This is a genomic window from Caballeronia sp. EK (genome assembly GCF_014384845.1).
Classification (GTDB): Bacteria; Pseudomonadota; Gammaproteobacteria; order Burkholderiales; family Burkholderiaceae; genus Caballeronia; species Caballeronia jiangsuensis.
The window spans coordinates 197,645-220,179 of record NZ_JACSUE010000008.1 but is presented as its reverse complement, the minus strand read 5'-3'; the positions used below and the strand labels follow the sequence as shown (position 1 = coordinate 220,179).

23 protein-coding genes, 1 other RNA gene and 1 riboswitch are annotated in these 22,535 nt (G+C 64.7%); of the genes, 13 read left to right on the top strand and 11 right to left on the bottom strand.

The window, feature by feature from the left end; all coding sequences use genetic code 11:
* Positions 1-58: 58 nt before the first annotated feature.
* The 3 genes from IAG25_RS25330 (at position 59) to IAG25_RS25320 (ending at position 2,460) form a co-directional block, all read left to right on the top strand.
* A complete protein-coding gene (locus tag IAG25_RS25330; protein ID WP_035508228.1) occupies positions 59-1,582 on the top strand; it encodes a leucyl aminopeptidase in 1,524 nt (507 codons plus the stop codon).
* 7 nt (positions 1,583-1,589) lie between these two features.
* Positions 1,590-2,006 carry a DNA polymerase III subunit chi gene (locus IAG25_RS25325; protein ID WP_187607289.1) on the top strand — a complete coding sequence of 139 codons (417 nt, stop codon included), beginning with the start codon at positions 1,590-1,592 and terminating at the stop codon, positions 2,004-2,006.
* A 112-nt stretch (positions 2,007-2,118) separates the two neighbouring features.
* A complete protein-coding gene (locus tag IAG25_RS25320) occupies positions 2,119-2,460 on the top strand; it encodes a DUF2486 family protein (protein ID WP_187607288.1) in 342 nt (113 codons plus the stop codon).
* Positions 2,461-2,528: 68 nt separating this feature from the next.
* Here the strand turns inward: IAG25_RS25320 and ilvD are convergent, their stop codons facing one another.
* Positions 2,529-4,202 (bottom strand): dihydroxy-acid dehydratase, encoded by a 1,674-nt coding sequence (ilvD, locus tag IAG25_RS25315; RefSeq protein WP_187607287.1) that lies wholly within the window; start codon positions 4,200-4,202, stop codon positions 2,529-2,531.
* A 109-nt stretch (positions 4,203-4,311) separates the two neighbouring features.
* On the opposite strand from ilvD, the gene IAG25_RS25310 reads away from it, so the two are divergent.
* Positions 4,312-5,271: a LysR family transcriptional regulator gene (locus IAG25_RS25310; RefSeq protein WP_187607286.1), complete on the top strand. Its 960-nt coding sequence runs from the start codon at positions 4,312-4,314 to the stop codon at positions 5,269-5,271.
* 36 nt (positions 5,272-5,307) lie between these two features.
* Positions 5,308-6,210 (top strand): prolipoprotein diacylglyceryl transferase, encoded by a 903-nt coding sequence (gene lgt / locus IAG25_RS25305; protein WP_187607285.1) that lies wholly within the window; start codon positions 5,308-5,310, stop codon positions 6,208-6,210.
* Positions 6,211-6,239: 29 nt separating this feature from the next.
* Here the strand turns inward: lgt and IAG25_RS25300 are convergent, their stop codons facing one another.
* From IAG25_RS25300 to IAG25_RS25280, 5 genes are all read right to left on the bottom strand, one after another.
* Positions 6,240-6,971, bottom strand: a complete 732-nt coding sequence (locus tag IAG25_RS25300) for an SIMPL domain-containing protein (RefSeq protein WP_222946640.1) — start codon at positions 6,969-6,971, stop codon at positions 6,240-6,242.
* Between the two features lie 76 nt (positions 6,972-7,047).
* Positions 7,048-7,506, bottom strand: coding sequence for an EVE domain-containing protein (locus IAG25_RS25295; protein ID WP_187607284.1), 459 nt, complete (start codon positions 7,504-7,506; stop codon positions 7,048-7,050).
* A 70-nt stretch (positions 7,507-7,576) separates the two neighbouring features.
* Positions 7,577-7,758, bottom strand: a non-coding RNA gene (gene ssrS / locus IAG25_RS25290) — 6S RNA.
* Positions 7,759-7,852: 94 nt separating this feature from the next.
* Positions 7,853-8,167 carry a cell division protein ZapA gene (locus IAG25_RS25285; protein ID WP_035508245.1) on the bottom strand — a complete coding sequence of 105 codons (315 nt, stop codon included), beginning with the start codon at positions 8,165-8,167 and terminating at the stop codon, positions 7,853-7,855.
* On the bottom strand, positions 8,164-8,532 hold the full coding sequence (locus tag IAG25_RS25280) for an ATPase (protein ID WP_187607283.1): 369 nt from the start codon (positions 8,530-8,532) through the stop codon (positions 8,164-8,166). The genes IAG25_RS25285 and IAG25_RS25280 overlap by 4 nt, the downstream gene beginning before the upstream one ends.
* A gap of 256 nt (positions 8,533-8,788) precedes the next feature.
* A riboswitch (cobalamin riboswitch) is annotated at positions 8,789-9,115 on the top strand.
* Positions 9,116-9,195: 80 nt separating this feature from the next.
* On the opposite strand from IAG25_RS25280, the gene IAG25_RS25275 reads away from it, so the two are divergent.
* From IAG25_RS25275 to IAG25_RS25245, 7 genes are all read left to right on the top strand, one after another.
* On the top strand, positions 9,196-11,070 hold the full coding sequence (locus IAG25_RS25275; protein ID WP_187607282.1) for a TonB-dependent receptor domain-containing protein: 1,875 nt from the start codon (positions 9,196-9,198) through the stop codon (positions 11,068-11,070).
* A gap of 35 nt (positions 11,071-11,105) precedes the next feature.
* Entirely contained in the window at positions 11,106-12,104 is a 999-nt protein-coding gene (locus IAG25_RS25270) for a FecCD family ABC transporter permease (RefSeq protein WP_187607391.1), read from the top strand.
* Complete coding sequence (locus IAG25_RS25265) at positions 12,101-12,877, top strand: ABC transporter ATP-binding protein (protein ID WP_187607281.1); 777 nt, start codon at positions 12,101-12,103, stop codon at positions 12,875-12,877. Before IAG25_RS25270 ends, IAG25_RS25265 begins: the two co-directional genes overlap by 4 nt.
* Positions 12,878-12,887: 10 nt before the next feature.
* Complete coding sequence (cobT, locus tag IAG25_RS25260) at positions 12,888-13,940, top strand: nicotinate-nucleotide--dimethylbenzimidazole phosphoribosyltransferase (protein WP_187607280.1); 1,053 nt, start codon at positions 12,888-12,890, stop codon at positions 13,938-13,940.
* Complete coding sequence (locus IAG25_RS25255) at positions 13,940-14,698, top strand: adenosylcobinamide-GDP ribazoletransferase (RefSeq protein ID WP_187607279.1); 759 nt, start codon at positions 13,940-13,942, stop codon at positions 14,696-14,698. The genes cobT and IAG25_RS25255 overlap by 1 nt, the downstream gene beginning before the upstream one ends.
* Positions 14,683-15,252, top strand: a complete 570-nt coding sequence (locus IAG25_RS25250) for a histidine phosphatase family protein (RefSeq protein ID WP_187607278.1) — start codon at positions 14,683-14,685, stop codon at positions 15,250-15,252. The genes IAG25_RS25255 and IAG25_RS25250 overlap by 16 nt, the downstream gene beginning before the upstream one ends.
* Positions 15,253-15,878: 626 nt before the next feature.
* Entirely contained in the window at positions 15,879-17,024 is a 1,146-nt protein-coding gene (locus tag IAG25_RS25245; RefSeq protein WP_187607277.1) for an IS481 family transposase, read from the top strand.
* 135 nt (positions 17,025-17,159) lie between these two features.
* Here IAG25_RS25245 and IAG25_RS25240 read toward each other — a convergent pair whose 3' ends face one another.
* The 4 genes from IAG25_RS25240 to cobU are packed head-to-tail and all read right to left on the bottom strand — an operon-like array spanning position 17,160 to position 20,551.
* Positions 17,160-18,050 (bottom strand): cobalamin-binding protein, encoded by an 891-nt coding sequence (locus IAG25_RS25240; protein ID WP_187607390.1) that lies wholly within the window; start codon positions 18,048-18,050, stop codon positions 17,160-17,162.
* Complete coding sequence (gene cobD / locus IAG25_RS25235) at positions 18,050-19,045, bottom strand: threonine-phosphate decarboxylase CobD (protein WP_187607276.1); 996 nt, start codon at positions 19,043-19,045, stop codon at positions 18,050-18,052. Before cobD ends, IAG25_RS25240 begins: the two co-directional genes overlap by 1 nt.
* Before the next feature lies 1 nt (position 19,046).
* Positions 19,047-19,988 carry an adenosylcobinamide-phosphate synthase CbiB gene (gene cbiB / locus IAG25_RS25230; RefSeq protein ID WP_187607275.1) on the bottom strand — a complete coding sequence of 314 codons (942 nt, stop codon included), beginning with the start codon at positions 19,986-19,988 and terminating at the stop codon, positions 19,047-19,049.
* A gap of 5 nt (positions 19,989-19,993) precedes the next feature.
* A complete protein-coding gene (cobU, locus tag IAG25_RS25225) occupies positions 19,994-20,551 on the bottom strand; it encodes a bifunctional adenosylcobinamide kinase/adenosylcobinamide-phosphate guanylyltransferase (protein WP_187607274.1) in 558 nt (185 codons plus the stop codon).
* Between the two features lie 56 nt (positions 20,552-20,607).
* On the opposite strand from cobU, the gene IAG25_RS25220 reads away from it, so the two are divergent.
* On the top strand, positions 20,608-22,083 hold the full coding sequence (locus tag IAG25_RS25220; protein WP_187607273.1) for a cobyric acid synthase: 1,476 nt from the start codon (positions 20,608-20,610) through the stop codon (positions 22,081-22,083).
* Here the strand turns inward: IAG25_RS25220 and IAG25_RS25215 are convergent.
* Positions 22,077-22,496, bottom strand: a complete 420-nt coding sequence (locus IAG25_RS25215; protein WP_187607272.1) for a PaaI family thioesterase — start codon at positions 22,494-22,496, stop codon at positions 22,077-22,079. The two genes, IAG25_RS25220 and IAG25_RS25215, sit on opposite strands and share 7 nt — an antisense overlap.
* Positions 22,497-22,535 lie beyond the last annotated feature (39 nt).

Sequence of the window (22,535 nt, the reverse complement as noted above, 5' to 3'; positions counted from 1 at the left end):
ATAGCGGATAATTGCGGCTTTCATCCTTCAGCCAAGATTTTATCCGAGGATAAGCGCGATGGACTTTAGCATAAAAGCCTGTGATTGGAGCAAGGGCGAGGCAAATGGTTTCCTTACCGGGAAGTCGGATGTTATCGTGCTCGGCATCTTCGAAGCGCAGACGCTCACGGGCGCCGCGCGCGACATGGACGTCGCCACCAAAGGCCTGATTTCGCGCGTCGTGAAAGCCGGCGACATGAGCGGCCGCGCGGGCACGACCCTGATGGTGCCGGAAGTCACGGGCATCGGCGCGTCGCGGGTGCTGCTCGTCGGTCTCGGCAAGCAGGACGCCTTCAATCAGAAAGCCTATGGCGAAGCCGTGCGCGCCGCGTGGCGCGTGGTGCTCGGCTCGAAGATCGGTCAGGCGACCTTCACGCTTGCGCAACTGCCGATCCAGGAACGCACCGGCGACTGGGCCGTGCGCGCCGCGATCCTCGCCCTGCGCGAGCTGACCTACAAGTTCACGCAGATGAAGAGCAAGCCCGACAACGGCGCGCGCTCGCTCAAGAAGATCGTGTTCAGCATCGATTCCGCCGATGAAAAAGCGGCCAAGGTCGCGGTGAAGCAGGGCGTCGCGATCGCGAACGGCATGGACCTCACGCGCGATCTCGGCAATCTGCCGCCGAACGTCTGCACGCCGACCTATCTCGGCCAGACCGCGAAGAAGCTCGGCCGCGATTTCAAGCTGAAGGTCGAAGTGCTCGGCCAGAAGCAGATCGAAGCGCTCAACATGGGCTCGTTCCTGTCGGTCGCGAAGGGCTCGGTCGAGCCGCCGCAGTTCATCGTCATGCATTACCAGGGCGCGGGTGCGGCCGCGAAGGGCAAGAACGCGCCGGTCGTGCTGGTGGGCAAGGGCATCACGTTCGATTCGGGCGGCATCTCGATCAAGCCGGGCGAGGCGATGGACGAGATGAAATACGACATGTGCGGCGCGGGCTCCGTGTTCGGCACGATGCGCGCGGTCGCCGAGATGGGCCTCAAGCTCAACGTGATCGGCGTGATTCCGACCTGCGAGAACATGCCCGCGGGCAACGCGGTGAAGCCGGGCGACATCATCACGGCGATGAACGGCACGACCATCGAAGTGCTCAACACCGACGCCGAAGGCCGCCTCATTTTGTGCGACGCGCTCACCTACGCGGAGCGCTTCAAGCCCGCCGCCGTGGTCGATATCGCGACGTTGACGGGCGCGTGCATCATCGCGCTGGGGCATCACAACACGGGCCTCTTCTCGAAGGACGATGCGCTCGCGGGCGAACTGCTCGACGCGTCGCGCGAGGCGGTCGATCCGGCGTGGCGTCTGCCGCTCGACGACGAGTATCAGGATCAGCTCAAGTCGAATTTCGCGGATGTCGCGAACATTGGCGGACGTCCGGCGGGCAGCGTGACGGCGGCGTGCTTCCTGTCGCGCTTCGCGACGGCTTATCCGTGGGCGCACCTCGATATCGCCGGAACCGCGTGGAAGAGCGGCGCCGCGAAGGGCGCGACGGGCCGTCCCGTGCCGCTGCTCTCGCAGTTCCTGATCGATCGCGCCGGCGCCTGAAGCAGGCATGACGCGCATCGACTTTCATACGAATGTCGGCGATCCGCTCGCGTACGCCTGCCGCCTCGCGCGCAAGGCGTACCTGAGCGGCAAGCCGCTCGTCGTGCTCGCCGAACCGCAGCGCCTCGCCGCGTTCGACGAGCAGTTGTGGACTTTCCAGCCGCTCGAATTCGTGCCGCACTGCATGGCGAAGAGTCCGCTCGCGGAGGACACGCCCGTCGTGCTCACGTCGAATCTGGACGAAGCGCCGCATCATCAGGTGCTCGTGAATCTGGGCGCGCCAGTGCCCGCGCAGTTCGCGCGCTTCGAACGGCTCGTGGAGATCGTCGGCAGCGAGGGCGATGAACTCGCCGCGGGCCGCGAGCGTTATCGGTTCTATCGCGATCGCGGCTATGTCATCGAGACGCACAATCAGGGCGGTTAGCCGCACAGAGGCCGCGTCCGCGCTGCACTAAGCTCTGCTCACACATGGCGCTTCGCGTGAGACCCGAGTCAGCACGGATGCGCACACGCTGGCCGACAGGAGACCTTTGAATATGACCGACAAGCCCGAATCCTTCGATTCGTCCATCCCCGTTCTGACCGATGTCGTCGTGCCCGGCAAGCCGGAATATGCACGCGCGCCTTCCGCCGATGAGGCCGCGATCGAATACGACGCACAGCGCATCGCGGAGCAGTTGCGCGGCCGCTTCACGAGCTTTCTGACGGGCGACGCCCGCGCGCTGATCGAAGACCGTTGCCGCGAAGTGCTGCGGGAGCAATCGACGCAGCTCGTGTCCGCGATCACGCGCGAAGTCGCGATGGCGCTCGAAGGACGGATGAGCGAATGGGTGCGCGACGCGGTTGAGAACGAACTGCGGCGGCAGCGCGGCGAATGAGCGCGTTTCGTACAGCATGAAGAAGGGGCGCACGCGCGCCCCTTTTTTCTATCCGCGTCGCAACGGATTTATCCCGTCACCGCGCCCTTGTTAGCCGGCTGCGCGAGCGCCGCGAACTTCGCCAGCACGCCGCGCGTGTACTTCGGCGCGGGCTGCTTCCACGCGGCGCGGCGTCGCGCGAGTTCCGCATCGTCCACGTTCAGTTGCAAGAGCAGCTTGTGCGCGTCGATGGTGATCGAATCGCCTTCGTGCACGAGCGCGATCGTGCCGCCCGCGTACGCTTCCGGCGCGACATGGCCGACCACCATGCCCCACGTGCCGCCCGAGAAGCGCCCGTCGGTGATGAAGCCGACCGATTCGCCCAGCCCCTTGCCGATGATCGCCGATGTCGGCGCGAGCATCTCCGGCATGCCCGGGCCGCCGACCGGGCCGAGATAGCGCAGCACGAGAATATCGCCGGGCTTGATCTTGTCGGCGAGGATGGCGTCCATCGCGCTTTGCTCGTCCTCGAACACGCGCGCGGGGCCGGTGATGACCGGATTCTTCAGGCCGGTGATCTTCGCGACCGCGCCGTCTTCCGCGAGATTGCCGCGCAGGATCGCCAGGTGCCCTTCCTTGTAAAGCGCCTGCTCGATCGGGAAGATGACCTTCTGATCCGCACGCGGTTTGCTCGGCACGTCCTTCAGTTCTTCCGCGATCGTGCGCCCGGTGATCGTCATGCAGTCGCCGTGCAGAAGGCCCGCATCGAGCAGGATCCTGAGCACTTGCGGGATGCCGCCGGCCTTGTGCAGATCGGTGGCGACGTACTGGCCCGACGGCTTCAGATCGCAGATCACCGGCACTTTCTTGCGCATGCGCTCGAAGTCGTCGATGCTCCATTCCACTTCCGCCGCATGCGCGATCGCCAAAAAGTGCAGCACGGCGTTGGTCGAGCCGCCCGTCGCCATGATGAGCGCGACCGCGTTTTCGATCGATTTCTTCGTGATGATGTCGCGCGGCTTCAGGTCCTTCTTCACCGCCTCGACGAGCACGCGCGCCGACTCCGCGGCGGAATCGACCTTCTCCTGATCCGGATTCGCCATCGTCGACGAATACATCAGCGACATGCCGAGCGCCTCGAACGACGAGCTCATCGTGTTGGCCGTGTACATGCCGCCGCACGATCCGGTCGACGGGCACGCGTTCTTCTCGACGCCCTTGAAATCCTCTTCCGACATCCGGCCCGCCGTGAATTCGCCGACCGCCTCGAACGACGACACGATCGTCAGATCGCGGCCCTTCCAGTTGCCGGGGCGGATCGTGCCGCCGTACACGTAGATCGACGGCACGTTCATGCGCGCCATGCCGATCATGCCGCCCGGCATGTTCTTGTCGCAACCGCCGATCACGACGACGCCGTCCATCCACTGGCCCTGCACCGCGGTCTCGACACAGTCCGCGATCACTTCGCGCGACACGAGCGAGTACTTCATGCCTTCGGTGCCCATCGACATGCCGTCGGAGATCGTCGGCGTGCCGAAAATCTGCGGATTCGCGTCGGACTTTCTGATCGCTTCGATGGCCGCGTCCGCCAAGCGCTGCAGGCCGGCGTTGCACGGCGTGATGGTCGAATGCCCGTTCGCGACGCCGATCATCGGCTTGTCGAAGTCTTCCTCCTTGTAGCCGAGCGCGTAATACATCGAACGATTGGGCGAGCGCGCGACGCCCTGGGTGATGTGCTTCGAGCGGCGATTGAAGGCCATGATGTGCTCCTTGAGGGGATGTTTTTGCTCTAGTGCAGCAAGAATGCAACTCCCGCGATGTGTCTGTCCAATATATTATTCAAGGCTTATTAGGTCGCAAAAAATATCAATGGAGCAGAGAAATCCGCCCATCGAGTTGCGTCTGTTGCGCTACTTCGTGACGGTCGCCGAAGAGATGCACTTCGGCCGCGCCGCCGCGCGTCTCGCGATGACACAGCCGCCGCTCTCGCAAGCGATCCGCGCGCTCGAAGAGGCGCTCGGCGTCGCGCTTTTCGTGCGCACGAAACGGACCGTCGAGCTGACGCCCGTCGGCAAGGATCTGCTGCCGGAGGTGCGCCGCCTGCTCGCATCCGCCGATACGCTGCGTCCGCTCGCGCAGTCGCTCGCGCGCGGCGAAGCCGGCGTGCTGTCGCTCGCGTTCGTCTCCACCGCCGATTACGGCCTGTTGCCGGCGCTGCTGCGCGATTTCGGCGCGCGCTATCCCGGCGTGCGGCTGCAACTGACCGAGGCGACGAGCGACGTGCAGATCGAGGAACTCGTCGCCGGGCGCATCGACGCGGGCCTCGTGATTCCGCCGCTGCCGCCGCGCCATGCCACGTCGCTGTCGTATGTGGCGGTGGCGCGCGAGCCGCTCGTCATCGCGATGTCCGCCGATGCCGCGCTACAACTGGGGCAGGGCGCCGACGAATGGGCCGACACCCCCGTCGATCTGCACGATCTCGCCGCCGCGCCGCTCGTCGTCTTTCCGAGGCGTCTCGCGCCGGGTTTGTATGACATCATCATGGGCTGCTACGGCGCGGCCGGCCTCACGCCGCGTATCGGGCAGGAGGCGATCCAAATGCAGACCATCGTGAGCCTCGTGTCCGCCGGGATGGGCGTCGCGCTCGTGCCGCATTCGCTGCGTCATCTGCGGCGCACGGGCGTCGTGTATCGTACTCTGCGGCCGCTGAACGCGTCGGCGATGCTCGTCGAAACCGGCCTCGTGTGGCGCGCGGCGGAAGTGAGCCCGGTGCTCGCCGGATTCATCGAGATCGTCCGTTCGCGGGCCGAAAGCGCGGGTTCTGTATGATTCGCCCTTGTAGTTCGCTCTAGCTCCCACATCAGAATGCTCATACATCCCAATTTCGATCCCATCGCGATTCATCTCGGACCGCTCGCCGTGCGCTGGTACGGCCTCATGTATCTGGTGGCGTTTGTATCGGCCATCGTCATCGGCCGCCTGCGTCTGCGCCTGCCTTACGTGGCCGCGCAAGGCTGGACCGTGAAAGACATCGACGACATGCTGTTTTACGGCGTGCTCGGCACGATTCTCGGCGGGCGCATCGGCTACGTGGTCTTCTATAAGGCAAGCTATTACGCGGCGCATCCGCTCGATATCTTCAAGGTCTGGGAAGGCGGGATGTCGTTCCACGGCGGCTTTCTCGGCGTGACGCTCGCGATGGTGCTGTTCGCGTATCACCGCAAGCGCACCTGGCTGCAGGTGACGGATTTCGTCGCGCCGATGGTGCCGCTCGGCCTCGCGGCGGGGCGTCTCGGCAACTTCATCAACGGCGAGCTGTGGGGCCGCGTGACGGACCCGAACGCGCCGTGGGCGATGCTCTTTCAGAGCTCGACGAACGACGACGCCATCTGGCTCGCTAAAAATCCGCAACTCGACGCGCAATACCATCTCACCGAAATCTTCCAGCGCTATCACATGCTGCCGCGTCATCCGTCGCAGTTGTACGAGATCGCGCTCGAAGGGCTCGTGCTGTTCGTCGTGATCTGGACGTTTTCGCGCAAGCAGCGTCCTGTCGGCGCGATTTCGGCGCTGTTTCTGATCGGCTATGGACTGGCGCGCTTTACCGTGGAATTCGCGCGTGAGCCGGACGACTATCTCGGCCTTCTCGCGCTCGGCCTCTCGATGGGCCAATGGCTCTCGCTGCCGATGATCATCGCCGGCGTGCTGATGATGGTGTGGGCGTACAAGCGCAATCTGCGCCTGCCGCCCGAATCGGCGAAAGCCTGAGCAATGCGGGGCGCGCGCCCCGCATCGATTCAACGCCCCATTTGCACGGAACCGGACACGTCGACGGTCACCGTCGTCGTGCCGGCTTCCATCGCGATCGGCGCGGCCATCTTCGCATCGGCGCTCATCGCGCGCGATTGCATCATCATGACCGGACGCGGCTGCACGCCGCTGTGTCCGACGTTCACTTCCCGAATCGTGAAATTGCTGTAGCCGAAGCCTTGCGCGGCGGTTTGCGCCTGCTTGCGGAAGGAATCGATGGCCTGCGTGACGAGCTTCTGCTCGGCCGCGCGCTGCGATTCGGGCGACAGCGAGAACCCGACGCTGCCCACCTGCATCGACGAACTCATCTTGCCCGCGAGCTTCGACGCCGCCGCGAAGTCGTGCGATTCGAGCACGACCTCCGTGCGGCCTCGCCACGCGGAGATCTTGCCGTCGCGATCGGTGGATGGATACACGGTGAACGAGCCGCTCTTCGCGGTCACGCCATCGACGCCCTTGGCTTCGCGCAATGCGGCCTCGGCGCGCTGATTGAGCGTAGCGGTGAGCGACGAGGGATCGGCCGCTTCCTGCTCGTAGAAGAGCGTGATGTTGACGACATCCTGCGGCACCTGCGCGCTCGCCTGCGCCGAAAGAGAAAGCACGCCCGAAGGTTGCGGCTGGGTAATCACCGTCTGCGCGGCGGCCGTTTGGGAAAGGGTGAACGCTGCGCCCGACATCGCGAGGAGCGCGAGTGCGGCAGCGGTTTTCTTGTTGATCATCGAAGGACTCCGAACGCGGGATATCGCGTGATTCGCGACGGGATTTAGTCGCGGCCTTCGTGTCGTAAGTTCCTTGTTAGACGAGTTGTTCGGTAATAAAGCGCCACTGCGCTTCGGTCACCGGCGTGATCGACAGGCGATTGCCGCGCGCGAGCACCTGCATGTCAGCGAGCGCCTCGTGTTCACGCAATGCGGCGAGCGGAATCAGCGGGGTCTTCTTCACGAACTTGACATCGACAAGGATCCAGCGCGGCGTTTCCTGCGTGGACTTGGGATCGTAGTAATCGCTCTTCGGATCGAACTGCGTGGGATCGGGATACGCCGTCGAGCACACTTTCGCGATGCCCGCGATACCCGGCTCGGGACAGCTCGAATGATAGAAGAGCACGCCGTCGCCGATCTGCATCTGATCGCGCATGAAGTTGCGCGCCTGATAGTTGCGCACGCCGGTCCACGGCAAGGTTTTTTTCGGCGCGTGCGCGAGGTGATCGATGCTCGCTTCGTCCGGTTCGGACTTCATCAGCCAGTAGCGCATGATTGTTCGTTATGCGGAATCGACGATGCAAATGAAAACGGCACCGGAAAAACCGATGCCGTTCTTAAGATGGGTCCCCGCCACGGCCGCTAGGCCGGCATCCTGAACCTGGGTTCAAGATTGGTCGCGGTAAGCAACACTTCGGGTACATCGGACTAGCGACGCGCGCGCCCGTGCTGCAAGGTTCCGCAACCGTGCCAATGTGACATTGGTTCAAGGAATATATGACCTTGGCGCACCAGGCAGGGAAACGTCACTCTACACCAATCGTTTGCCTTTCGCAGCCCCGCCGCAGTTTCTTTTTTCGATTGACATTGCGCGCCGATTGCCTCGACGCACAGACATCTCACTGCACTTCGTATTGCGCGATGACGGCGCCGAGCTGCTCGTTCATCGAATGCATCGTGCGACGGATTTCCTCGGCAGGGAAGGCCTCGCCGTGACGCACGCTGTCCTGCAACTTAAGCAATTCCGACGCCAGCGAAAGCGCTGCCATCACCGCGATGCGATCCGTGCCGCGCACGTTGCTTGCATTGCGCACCTTGTTCATCTCGGCATCGACGCGCGCGACCGCTTCGCGCAATGCGCCTTCCGTTTCCGGCGAGCACGCGAGGCGATACGGCTGCCCGAGAATGGAGACTTCGATCTGCGTAGTCGTCATGCCTTCTCTCCTTGATGATGCTCGCCGTGCAATTCCGCTTCATGTGCTTCGCGGGAATCGGCTTCGAGGAGATCGAGTTGATTGTCGGCTTCGTCATGCTGCCCGGATTTCGCGCGCGGCAGCTTTTCGAGAATCGCGTTGAGGCGCACTTGCGCGTCGTCGATTTTCGCGGAGAGCGAATCGCGTTCGGATTGCAGCGTGTCGCGCTCTTCACGCACTTGCGCAAGCTCGGCCTGCACGTTCGCATAGTCGGCGCGCAGTTGTTCGAGTTGGTCTTGCAGCGCCTGGCGCGCCTGATTGTGGCGCTCGCTGATCTGGATCAGCCGGCCGATATTTCCTGACAGTGATTCGAGTTCGTTGAGCATGTGCTGCGTCCTCTAAAGACCTCGCATTTTAGCGCGGTTCAACGGAGCTTCCGATAATTGTCTCGTTTCGAGACGTAACAACATGCGATCTTGCGCTTAATCCTTCGAATCAAGCGCATGTCGACATGCATTCGTGTGCAGAAAACGCGAGCGCTGTTGATGGCTCGTGATGACAGGCCGGCCGATTCTCGTTCGATTCGTCATGTGCCGCGCCCAACTGTCCGCGCCGTTTTCTTGACGGCCCCAACACGCGCTCCTACACTTGCCGCACTTTTTGGTGCTCGCATTCGCGGATCTCGCGGATGCAGTCAAACGGGAAACAGGGAGCGAAGTCTCCGAAGTCCGACCGGGACCAACCTGGGACGAGCCAACCTGTGCTGCCCCCGCAACGGTAAGCGACCGCAACGCAAGTTGCAAGTCGTCTCATGCGCGTTTTTGCAGCGCGAGCGTGTGGATTTTCATCACACCGGGTTCATCGCTCGAATCGACTGCAAGAAACGTGTCGACGCCACTGCGCACGATGCGCGGGAAGGCGAGACGATTTATCGCCAGCCCGGATACCGGCCAGAGTTCGACGCATCGGCGCTGATCGCGCGGTGCGTTCGTCGCGCATCGTCCTCGCGGGGAGCGGGGTCGCGCTCACGCGAAACGGACACTTCATTCATGGTATTGCCACAGGCCGCCCTCAAAAACGGCCGCTCTCGTCATGGCGCGCTCGTTGCCGCGTTCATCGGTTCGCCGCTCGCCGGCGCCGCACATGCTGCCGATGACGCCTCGCAAACGCTTGCCCCTGTCGTCGTCACCGCGACGCGCGCGCCGCAGCCGCTCGCCGAATCGATCCCGCAGACATCGGTGTTCGATGAACAGGATATCGCCGACGCCAACGCCGACGATGCACTCGGCCTCATCGCGCTCGCGCCCGGCGTGCAGATCACGCGCAACGGCGGACCGGGCGCGACTTCGGGGCTCTACATACGCGGCGCGGCGTCGTCGCAGTCGCTCGTTTTGATCGATGGCGTGCGCGTCGAATCGGCGTCGCTCGGCGCGGCGCAGCTATCGCAACTGATGCTCGATCAGATCGGGCGCGTCGAAGTCGTGAACGGCAATGTGTCGGCGTTGTACGGCTCGAATGCGATCGGCGGCGTCGTGCAGATCTTCACGAAGGAAGGCGAGCCGCATCCGCCGCGCTTCAACTTCGAGGCCGAGTACGGCAGCTATCACACGCAGCGTCAATCGGCGGGCGTGAAGGGCGCGCTCGACAAGGACGGCCGCACGACCTTCAGCCTGAACGTTTCGCGCGAGAAAACCGACGGCTTTTCGTCGATCGATCCGAATATCGCGCCCGGCGCGAATCCGAACGCGAACGGCTATCTGAACGAGAGCGTCGCGGCGACGCTGCGCCACCAGTTCAGCGACAAGTGGGACGCGGGCGTGCGCTTCCTGCAATCGAACGGCATCAGCAGTTTCGACGATGCCTACGGCCTGCCGACCGATATCAACGAATCGCACGATCGCGTGCGCTCGGCGTCGGTGTTCGCGAACGGCAGGATCACCGAAAACTGGACCACGCACTTCACGATCGCGCAGGGACAGGACCGCGCGAACATCGAGCAGAACGGCGTCTATACGAACCGCTTCAATTCGGAGAACCGGCAATACACGTGGCAGAACGACTTCAAAATAAGCGATGCGCACAAGCTGCTCTTCGGTTACGAGCATCTCGATCAGACGCTCGATTCCGATCAACTCAGCGCGCCCGATCGTCACGTGAATTCGGTGTTCGCGGGCTACGTGGGTCACATCGGCGCGAGCGAATTGCAGGCGAATCTGCGTCACGACCAGTATTCCGATTTCGGCGGCGCGAACAGCTACTATCTGGGCTACGCGTATAACTTCGATGCGCACTGGAAGGCGAGCGCGAGCTATGCGGCTTCGTTTCGCGCGCCGAGCTTTGACGATCTCTACTATCCGTTCAGCGGCAATCCGTCGATTCAGCCGGAGCGCAGCCATTCGGTCGAGGCGGCGTTGCAGTACGCATCGAATGCGCTGGGTGTCGCGCGCGTGACGCTGTTCCAGACGCGCTATTCGAATCTGATCGACTATGTGTCCGACGGCGGTTTCTACTATGTTGCGCAGAACGTCGGGCGCGCGAAGGTGCAGGGCATCGAAGGATCGTGGGCGGGACATGTCGGCGCAACCGATGTGCGCGCGGGGGTCACGTTCCAGAATCCCGTCGATGAGACGAATCACGAGGACCTGACGCGGCGCGCGCGGCGTTTCGCGACGCTCACGGCGCATCGCACGATCGGGCGCTGGCGTGTCGGCGGCGAGTGGATCGTGAGCGGGCAACGCAGCGACTACGATTCGACGCTCGCGGGGTATGGCATCGTGAATCTATCGGCGCGCTACGACATCTCGAAGTCGTGGTACGTCACGGCGCGCATCGACAATCTGTTCGACAAGGACTATGAACTTGCGTACTCGTACAACACGCCACGGCGCGGCGCGTACATCACGTTGGGCTGGCATCCGTCGTGAGCCACGCGCCTGAGCGGCTTGCGCGTCCGCACGCGATGAACGCGAGCCGTGCGGCCGCGATCTGGATCGCGCTCGGCGTCGCGACGTTCGTCGTGCTCGTGGCGTCGCTCATGACGGGCAGCGTGACATTGCCCGTATCGCGTGCGCTCGGCGCGCTCTTTCACGCGAACGCCGCGACGCCCGATATCGCCGATGAGATCGTGCTGACGCTACGTTTGCCGCGCGCGCTCGCGGGCTTCGCAACGGGTGCGCTGCTCGCGATGGCCGGCGCGCTGCTGCAAGTGCTGCTCAAGAATCCGCTCGCGGAACCGTATGTGCTCGGCGTGTCCGGCGGCGCGGCGACGTTCGCGCTTGCCGCGATGCTCGCATCGGTGCCGTGGTGGGGCGTCGATATCGCGGCGTGCGCGGGCGCGTTCGCATCGATCGTCGTCGTGCTCGGACTCGCGCGCAAGGAGCTTTGGCAAAGCGGACAGGATGCGTCGCCGAGACTCTTGCTGACGGGCGTCGTGATCGCATCGGGATGGGGCGCGCTGATCACGCTGATTCTGAGCATCGCGCCCGAGAACCGGCTGCGCGGCATGATCTTCTGGCTGACGGGCGATCTCAACGGCGCGGCGGCACCGTGGCCCGCGCTGATCGCGCTCGCTGTCGCGCTCGTCGCGATCGTCCCGGTCGCGCCGCAATTGAACGTGCTGCTGCGCGGCGATGCCACCGCGCGTGCGCTCGGCGTGCCGGTCGAACGGTTGCGCCTGCGGGTGTATCTCGTCGCATCGATCGCCGCGGCGGCTGCGGTGACGACGGCGGGGACCATCGGCTTCGTCGGGCTCGTCGTGCCGCATCTGCTGCGTCTCGCGTTCGGCAACGACCAGCGCATGCTCGTGCCCGCCGCCGCGCTCGCGGGCGGCCTCGCCGTGATGGCCGCCGATCTCGCCGCGCGCACCGTGATCGCGCCCGCGCAATTGCCCGTGGGCGTCGTGACGGCGTTGATCGGCGTGCCGATGTTTCTGTGGATGCTCCTGCGGAGACCGCGATGACCCTGCATCTCGATGCCATCGTGCTTCGCGCGGGCGCGCGCACGCTCATCGACGGTCTCACGCAGACGATCGCGGCGGGCGAAGTGTGGTGCATCGCCGGGCCGAACGGCGCGGGCAAGACGACGCTCATCAATGTGCTCGCCGGGCTCGCGAAAGCCGCATCGGGCCGCGTGTCGCTCGATGGCCGCGCGCTCGCATCGTGGCGCGCGGCGGACCTCGCACGTCGACGCGCATTGATGCCGCAAGCCGCGCACGACGCCTTCAGCGCGACCGTGCTCGACACCGTGCTGCTGAACCGCTTTCCGTATCTCACCGGCTGGGGCTGGGAGAGCGAAGACGACCGCAACGCGGCGCGCGCCGCGCTGGAAACGCTCGGCCTCGCGTCCTTCGCCGCGCGCGATGTGTTGACGCTTTCGGGCGGCGAACGCCAGCGCGTCGCACTGGCCGCCGTGCTGTGCCAGAACGCGCCGCTGCTGTTGCTCGACGAACCGCTTTCGCATCTCGACCTGCATCATCAGATCGACTGTCTGCACGCGTTGCGCGACGCCGCGGGCGAGCACAAGCGCACCGTAATCTTCTCGTGCCACGATCTGAATCTCGCGCGCCGTTTCGCGACGCACGCGCTCCTGCTCGACGGCCACGGCGGCGCGCACGCGGGCCTTGTCGCCGATGTCCTCACGCCTGAACGCGCGAGCGCGGCATTCGGCTATCCGCTCGCGCTGATCCGCGACGGCGAGCATGAAGCGCTCGTGCCTTCCATTCATCGCCCTTGAAGGAATTTCGATGTCCACGCTCAACGACATCCCGCTGCCCCGCGCACTCGACCGCGCGCTCGAAGCCGAACTGCGCCGCATCATCGACATGAAGACGAAACCGCCCGGCAGTCTCGGGCGGCTCGAATCGCTCGCGCTGCAAATGGGCCTGATCCAGCGCACGACGAAGCCGCGCATCGAACGTCCCGCGATGATCGTGTTCGCGGGCGATCACGGCATCGCGAAAGAGGGCGTGAGTTCGTTTCCGCAGGAAGTGACGGCGCAGATGGTCGCGAATTTTCTGACTGGCGGCGCGGCGATCAACGCGTTGTCGCGCTCGGTCGGCATGTCGCTGGAAGTCGTCGATGCGGGTGTGGCGACTCCGATTCCCATCGATCACGGATACGAACGTCTGTCGCTCGGACTCGGCACGCGCAACTTCGCGCGTGAGCCTGCGATGTCGCGCGAGACCGCGCTCGAAGGCATCGCGCGCGGCGCGGCGCGCGTGCGGCATCACGCGTCGCTCGGCACGAACGTGATCGGCTTCGGCGAGATGGGCATCGCGAATACGTCGGCGGCGGCGTGTCTGATGAGCCGTCTGTGCGACTTGCCAATCGACGAATGCGTCGGGCGCGGCACGGGCCTCGACGACCACGGCCTCGCGCACAAGCGCGATGTGCTCGGCCGCGCGCTCGCGCTGCATCGCGATGAAGGCGATGCGATCGACACGCTCGCGACCTTCGGCGGCTTCGAAATCGCGATGATCGCGGGCGCATATCTCGCCGCCGCATGCGAAGGCATGACGATTCTCGTCGATGGCTTCATCGCGACATCGGCGTTGCTGGTGGCCGCGAAGATCGCGCCCGAAGTGCTCGATTACTGCGTGTTCGCGCATGCGTCGAACGAAACGGGGCATCGGCGTATGCTCGCGCATTTCGATGCCGCGCCGCTGTTGGAGCTCGATCTCCGGCTCGGCGAAGGCACGGGCGCGGCGCTTGCATTGCCGATCCTGCGCGCGGCCGTCGCGTTCATCGACGAGATGGCGAGCTTCGAGTCGGCGGGTGTGTCGAACAAAGCCGATTGATGCGACCGCTCGACGAACTGCGCTACTTCTTCACCGCGCTCGGCTATTTCACGCGCGTGCCGGTGCCGCGCTGGGTCGGCTTCGAGCGCGAATATCTGAACGCGGCGGCGCGTTACTTTCCGCTCGTCGGCGCGATGGTCGGCGGCGTCGCGGCGCTCGTCTATCTCCTGGCGCTGCGCGTGTTTCCGGCGGGCGTCGCCGTGTTGCTTTCGATGGCCGCGACGCTCGTCATGACCGGCGCGTTCCATGAAGACGGACTCGCCGATTGCGTCGATGCGTTCGGCGGCGCGTACACGCGCGAGGATGCGCTGCGCATCATGCACGACTCGCGCATCGGTGCATTCGGCGCGATTGCGCTGGTGATCGCGATTGGGTTGAAGTGGCAGGCGCTCGCTGCGTTGCCGCCGCAACGCGTCGCGATGACGATGATCGCCGCGCACGCCGCGAGCCGCGCGTTCGCGATCAGCTATCTCGTCACGCTCGATTACGTGCGCGCTGAGGGCAAGGCCAAGCCGGTCGCGCAGCGCATGAGTCTTGCGTCGTTCGCGCTGGCGCTCGTGTTCGGCTTGCCGTGGCTCTTCGTGATCGACTGGAAGCTCGCGTGCTTCACGATCGGCGTGCTGATCGTTCTGCGGTTTTTGATCGGGCGATACTTCGTGCGTCGCATTGGCGGTTATACGGGCGATTGTCTGGGCTTCGCGCAGCAAGTGTTCGAAATCGCGATCTATCTCATTGGGCTCGCATGGATCTCGTCCTGATTCGACATCCGGAAGTCGCCATCGAAGCGGGCGTGTGCTATGGGCAGACCGATGTGCCCTTGCGGTGCGATGTGCGCGATCTCGCTGTCGCATTGACGGCGCGGATGAAGGCGTTGAACGTGCCCGAGTGTGTCGATGGATGGCACGCGAGCCCGCTTGTGCGATGCGCATCGCTGGCACGTGTCCTTTCCGCCGATGTGCATCTCGACGCGCGTCTTTCTGAAATGCACTTCGGCACGTGGGAAGGTCGCGCGTGGGATTCGATCGATCGCGGGCTTATCGATGCCTGGGCCGGTGATATCGAACATGCGCGCCCGCATGGCGGCGAGAGTTTGGCGCAGTTCGCGCAGCGCGTCGTTGCGTGGTTTGAGGCGACATGCGTCGGTCGGGGTGCTGTGCATGTCGTCGCTCATGCGGGTGTTATGCGGGTGCTTGCGGCGCATCTTCTCGGTATTTCTTATGAGAACGCGTTGCAATGGTCGATTGATTTTGGTGGGATCGGTTGGTTCAGGTGCGTGCGCGGGGAGTGGTTGCTGGTGCGGTGGAATGCTTAGGAGTTCGCCGGATCCCGTTTTCGTGTCGGTTTATTAGCACTGCCCCTCCCCGGGGCGGGGGTCACTTTCTTTGCTGCTGCAAAGAAAGTAACCAAAGAAAGCAGCTCGTCGAGGCCCGCGGTCACACGCACGTTGGCTATGCTTGCCAGCCGCCGGTGGCACTCGCCTAAGTGTCGCCCTCGAAGGACTTACCGGGCTTGGCTCGCGCACGGTCTGACGCGCTAGAAGTTTTAGCGCGCTGGTTCAGCACCAAATAGTTTCGGCACAGCGCTTCGCGCTGCCGTTGGGTATGCGAGGGAAACCATCGAAGAAGAAGCGTACGCACACCCGATTGACCCATCGGCCGCGAAGCGGGCTGGAGCTATTTGGTGCTGAACCTGTCCGTTGTGTGCTGCGATGTGTCAGACCGTGCGCGGTCCAAGCCCCGCGAGACCTTCGAGGGCACTCGCTACTGCCGGGCCATTAGGCCAATCGCCTGTGCCGCGGCCGGTGTGAAGTGCTTAGGCTGGGGATAGCTGCTTTCTTTGGTTACTTTCTTTGCAGCAGTGTATGGACCGGAGACATGGGTAACACCTGTTCCAGGACATGGGTAACACTTCGGACGAATGGTTCGTCCGGAGTAGATCATGACCTGGGATAGCAAAGACATCATGGAACTGCGGCTTGAATTCGTGGAGTTCGCCACCCGAGAAGGGGCCAATCGGCGCGCCTTGTGTCGCCAGTACGGCATCAGCGCGAAGACGGGGTACAAGTGGATCAGGCGCTTCGAGCAAGGCGACACCGCTTTGGCCGATCAGGGCCGACGGCCCTTGCATAGCCCCTCGCGTACCGCTGCCGAAGTGGAGGCGCGCGTGGTCGAACTGCGTCAAGCGCACCCCGCCTGGGGGGCGGCCAAGCTTGCCAGGCGCCTGAGCGATCTGGGTTGCGCTCAGACGCCTTCGCCGAGCACCGTGACGCGTATCCTGCATCGGCAAGGCTTGATCACCGCTGAGAGCAGCACCGAGGCCTTGCGATGGCAGCGCTTTGAACACGAGCATCCCAACGATCTGTGGCAGATGGATTTCAAGGGCTATATCGAACTCGACAGTGGACGACGTTGCTTGCCGTTCACGGTGCTTGACGATCATTCGCGCTTCGATCTGGCGCTCGATGCGTGTGGCAGCACGCCCACGCGGGTTGTGCGTGAGCACTTGCGCGCGGTGTTTCGCCGTTACGGGTTGCCGCTGCGCATCAATGCGGACAACGGTCCGCCATGGGGCAGCCCTGCGCGACCCGGACAACTGACTGCGCTGGCGATCTGGCTGATCCGCCTGGGCATCCGACCTTCGTACAGCCGGCCCGGGCATCCGCAGACCAACGGTAAAGACGAACGGTTTCATCGGACGCTGAAGGCGGAACTGCTCGCGGGTCGACACTTCAAGAGCCTGAAGAGTATCCAGCAAGCCTTCGATACGTGGCGCCAGATGTACAACCACGAGCGCCCGCATCAGGCGCTGGGCATGGCCACGCCGATCTCGCGCTATCAACCCAGCCCGCGAGCGTATCCGGAGCGTCTGCCGCCGATCGAGTACGGCGACGCAGACGTGGTGCTTCGCGTGGGCATCAACGGCGAGGTGCGCTTCAAGTCGCAATGCTTCAAGGTTTCAAGTGCGCTGGCTGAACTGCCCATCGCGTTGCGCGCCTGTAGCGAAACCGACGGCTGCTACGACGTGTACTTCGCTCATCATCGAATCGATACCATCAACTTGAAGGAGCGCGGCAAAAGGAGCTAAATGTGTTACCCATGTCCTGACACACCTGTTACCTATGTCTCCGGTCCATACACAGCAGCAAAGAAAGTGACCCCCGCCCCGGGGAGGGGCAGTGCTAATAAACCAACAACAAAACGGGATCCGGCGAAAACCCAGCTATTTCCCCCGCCGCCCGCGCGCAATTTCGAAATCGCGGCAAAGCACCGCAGCACCAATCGCGAGCCGAGGAGTCGGCCGACTGATGAGATCCCCATCGATGCCAAAGAGATTCCCCCGAGCGACCGCCGTCAACGATGTCCAGCGCTTCCATCGCTCAAGCGCAGGCAACCGGCGATCCGGTTTTGTCGCGCCGGGCGTCGCGGTGACGATCGCTTCCGGATTCGCTGCGAGCACGGCTTCGGTCGATATCGTCGGCACGCGCGGCTTTTCCGCCGCGAACACGTTCACGCCGCCGCACAGCCCGATCACTTCGTCGAAGACGTTGTCGCGATTGAGCGTCATCAGCGGATCGTCCCAGACCTGATAGAACACGCTCACGGGCGCCCGCGCCGCATAACGCGCGCGCAGTTGCGCGATATCGCGCCTGAACGCATCCGAACTCGCGCGTGCTTGCGCTTGCGTGCCGAGCAGCGCGCCCAGCTTGTCGATGCTCGCGGCGATATCGTCGAGATGTTTCGGCTCGCTAAAGTAGATCGGAATGCCGAGCGCCGTCAGCCGGTCCATCTGACGCGCCGCGTTCCCATGCCGCCACACGACGATCAGATCGGGATGCAACGCGACGATGCGTTCCAGGTCGAGCGCCTTGTTGTCGCCGACGCGAGGAATCGCCTGCGCTTCCTTCGGATAATCGCTATACGTCACCGCGCCGACGATGCGCGCGCCGCCGCCCGCCGCGAACAGCAGTTCGGTCACATGCGGCGCGAGACTGACGACACGTTCCGCGGGCTTCGCGAGCGTGACCGGTGCGCCGCTGTCATCGGTGACGGTGATCGCATGCGCTGGCGCAACAGCGAAGCCGATCAGCAAGGCGATCACACCACGCAACATCACGCGCAAACCTCCCGCAATGCGAGCGACAGGCGCGCCCAGTCGCCTTCCGCGCCCGGCAACCCGATGCGCAGGCTCGGCGTCATGCCGGGCAGATCGAAGAGGCGCGTCCAGATGCCGCGCAATGCGAGCGCGTGTTGAAGTTCCTTGGCTCCCGGCGTCGGTGTCCACGCGAAGAGCGGCGTCGCACGCACGTCGAAGCCGTGGCTCGCGATCAACGCGGCGAGGCGTGCGCCGTCGCGTTGCAGGCGTTCGCGCGTTTCGCGCTGCCAGTCGATATCGGCGAATGCGGCCATGACCGCGTGACGTGCCGGACCGCCGACGGTCCACGCGCCGAGCGCGTCGCGCAATGCATCGACGATCGAAGGCGCGGCCAGCACGAAGCCCGCGCGGATGCCCGCAAGCCCGAAGAACTTGCCGACCGAGCGCAGCACGATCAGCCCTTCGCGCGCGGTTTCGCTCGCCAGCGACGACGCGGGATCGATATCGGCGAACGCTTCATCGACGATCAATGTGCCGCCACGCGACGCCAGCTGCGCGTGCCAATGCAGCAGCGTGTCGCGTGAAATGTGTTCCGCCGTCGGGTTGTTCGGATTCGCAACGATGACGTGATCGAGCGTATCGGGCAAGTCGCGCCGGGTGATGTCGAGCGTCGCGATTGCGTGTCCAGCGCGCGCAAACGCTGGCGCATATTCGCCGTAAGCGAGCGGCGCGACGCCCGCCGTCGCGCGCCGCAAAAGCGCAGGCAGCGCGCGGATCGCCGCCTGCGAGCCCGCGACCGGCAACGCGAAAGGCGCGCCGTAATAGCGCGCGGCGCAATCGGCGAGGCCGTCGTCGTCTTCTGGCAGACGCCGCCATGCATCGGGCGGCACGGGCGGCACCGGAAAGCCGCGCGGATTGATGCCCGTCGAAAGATCGAGCCAGTCATCGAAAGGAATCGCGTAGCGTCGCGCGGCCTCGCGCAGATTGCCGCCGTGCCGGATCGGATGCGTCATGTCAGCCGCTCGTGGTTACGCTGATCGCGGCGAAGACCAGCAACGCCACGAGCCACATGAGCATCGCGCGCTCGACGAGCCTCAGCGCCGCGACAACATGCTTCGGGTTCGCCGTGTGACCCGCGCCGAGCGTCGGGCGCGTTTCGAGCACGCCGTGATAAGTCGCCGCGCCGCCGATCAGCACGTTCAAACTGCCCGCGCCCGCGGCCATCACCGGACCGGCGTTCGGACTGTCCCACGAGCGCGCCTGCGTGCGCCAGCAGTGCCAGGCCATGTGCGTATCGCCAGCGAGCGCGTAGCTCGCAGCCGTGAGACGCGCGGGAATGAAGTTGAGCACGTCGTCGAAGCGCGCGGCCGCCAAGCCGAAGCGCAGATAGCGCGGCGTGCGATAGCCCCACATCGCGTCGAGCGTGTTGGCCAGGCGGAACATCAGCGCGCCGGGGCCGCCCGCGATGGCGAACCAGAAGATCGCGCCGAAGATCGCGTCGTTGCCGTTTTCCAGCGCGGATTCCACGGCTGCGCGCGAGAGCGCGTTCTCGTCGGCCTGCGACGTGTCGCGCGACACGATGCGCGCGGTCAGCGTGCGCGCGTGGTCGATATCGCCGAAGCTCAGCGCGCGCGCAATCGGCGCGATATGTTCGCGCAGGCTCTTCGCGCCGAGCGCGAACCACAGCAGCAGCACATGCACGAGGCACGCATAGGCGAACGGCAGCGCGCCGACGAGCAACCACGCGATACCGACCGGCGGCGCGATCAGCACGAACCACGCGACGATGCCCGCCGGCCGCGCGTGACGGCCGGTGTTCATGCGCGCTTCGAGTTGCGTCGCGAGCTTGCCGAAGCCGACGAGCGGATGCCGCGCGCGCGGCTCGCCGAAGATGCGATCGACAATCACGCCGAGCACCGCGAGCAGGGCCATCGCGTAGGCGGAGAGGAGGAGCATCGCGCTTATCCCTTGAGCGCGAGCGGCAGACCCGCGACCATCAGCGTCGCGTGCGCGCTCGCGGCGGCGACGCGCTGATTCAGGCGGCCGAGCTCATCGACGTAAAGACGCGTGACCGAGCCGAGCGGCACGACACCCAGACCGATTTCATTGCTCACGACAATGACCTTGCCGCGCACGCTCGCAAGCGCCGCATCGAATTGCGCGAAGGCTTCGCGCGCGCTGTCGGGCAGAACGGCGATTTCTTCGCTCGCGCTTGCCGATGTGAAGAGCAGATTCGCGAGCCACAGCGTCAGGCAGTCGATCAGCACGCAATGCCCGGCGCGATCCGCTTCGCGCAATGCGCCCGCGAGATCGAGCGGGGCTTCGATCAGCGACCAGTGCGCGGGCCTGCGTTCGCGATGATGCCGCACGCGCTCGGCGAACTCCGCATCGCCCAGATGTTTGATCGGCGCGGTCGCGATATACGTGACGGGCAGCCCGCTGTCGGCGGCAAGACGTTCCGCGCGGGCGCTCTTGCCGGAGCGCGCGCCGCCGAGGATGAAAGTGAGATCGGGGGTCATCGCGATATTGTACTGACGGGCTAAGATAGCGCGTCGCTCTTCATGGGAATCCCCCGATGTCTTTCACGCCACGCGGCACGCTGATGATCCAGGGCACGACGTCCGATGCCGGCAAGAGCACGCTCGTCGCGGGCCTGTGCCGACTCGCGCGGCGCGGCGGCGTGCGGGTCGCGCCGTTCAAGCCGCAGAACATGGCGCTCAACAGCGCGGTGACCATCGACGGCGGCGAGATCGGCCGCGCGCAGGCGCTGCAGGCGGTCGCGGCGGGCGTGCCTGCGCGCATCGACTTCAATCCGGTGCTGCTCAAGCCGACGAGCGATCGCGGCGCGCAGGTCATCATCCACGGTCACGCGCACGCGAACCTCGATGCGCGCGCTTATCACGACTACAAGCGCATCGCGTTCGACGCCGTGCTCGCGTCCTACGCGCGTCTGCAAGACGAATTCGATGCGGTGATCGTCGAAGGCGCGGGGAGTCCCGCCGAGATCAATCTGCGCGACGGCGATATCGCCAACATGGGTTTCGCGGAGCGCGTCGATTGTCCGGTCGTGCTCGTCGCCGATATCGATCGCGGCGGCGTGTTCGCGCATCTCGTCGGGACGCTTGCGTGCTTGTCGGAGAGCGAGCGGGCGCGCGTTCGCGGCTTCGTCATCAACCGTTTTCGCGGGGATATCGGCTTGCTCGAACCGGGGCTCGACTGGCTCGTCGAGCAAACGGGCAAGCCGGTGTTCGGCGTGCTGCCGTATCTGCACGGCCTCACGCTCGACGCCGAAGACATGCTGCCGAGCCAGCCGCACGTGCGCCGCGATGCGGCCGCGTTGAAAGTGATCGTGCCGGCGCTGCCGCGCATCAGCAATCACACGGATTTCGATGCGCTGCGTGCGCACGCCCAGGTCGATTTCAGCTATGTGCGCGCGGGCATCGCGCCGCCCGCCGCCGATCTCATCGTGCTGCCCGGCTCGAAGAGCGTGCAACGCGATCTCGCATGGCTGCGCGAGAACGGCTGGGATCGCGCGATCGAGCGGCATCTGCGTTACGGCGGCAAGGTGCTGGGCATTTGCGGCGGCATGCAGATGCTCGGGCGCACGATCGACGATCCGGATGGCGTCGAAGGCGCAGCGGGTTGCGTGAACGGGCTCGGATTGCTCGATCTTTGCACCGTGCTCACGCAGCGCAAGCAGTTGGAGAACGTCGCCGGACGGCTGACGATTGGCGATACGCCGGCGCCCGTGCGCGGCTATGAAATCCACATGGGCCGCACGCACGGCCCGGCGCTCGCGCGGCCGCTCGTCGCGCTGGCTTCGGGGTGCTTCGACGGCGCCGTTTCCGACGACGATCAGATCGCCGCGACCTATCTGCACGGCGTGTTCGATACTCCCGAAGCCTGCACCGCGCTGCTCGCGTGGGCGGGCGCGGAGAACGCCGAGCCGCTCGATTATCCGGCGCTGCGCGAGGCGTCGCTCGATCGGCTTGCGGATTCGTTCGCGCAATCGCTCGATCTCGACGCGCTGCGAGCCGCCTTCGCTCAATAAAGAATCATCTGCGTGCAGCGAAACATCGCGATGAGCTTGCCTTCGCCTGTGGTCACGGTCGCGTCCCACACCTGCGTGCTGCGCCCGAGATGCACGGCCGTGGCCTTCGCGACGATCTTCCCTTCGCGCGCCGTCGAAACGTGGTTGCTCTTCAGTTCGAGCGTCGTGAAGTTCTGCGCCTTCTCCGGCAGATGCGCGATGCACGCATAGCCGCAACACGTATCCGCGAGGCCGACGACGGTCGCCGCGTGCAGAAAGCCGTTGGGCGCGAGCAGTTCCGGGCGGATCGTGAGCTCGCCGTTCAATTCGCCCTGATCGAGCGAAATCAGTTGCACGCCGAGCAGATCGGGCAGGCGGCCTTTCTGGCGGTTGCGCAGGAAATCGAGCGTGACATCGGGACGGAGCTGGGTCATGGGCGGTAGGAGTCGGAAAAGATGACGAATGCCGATATT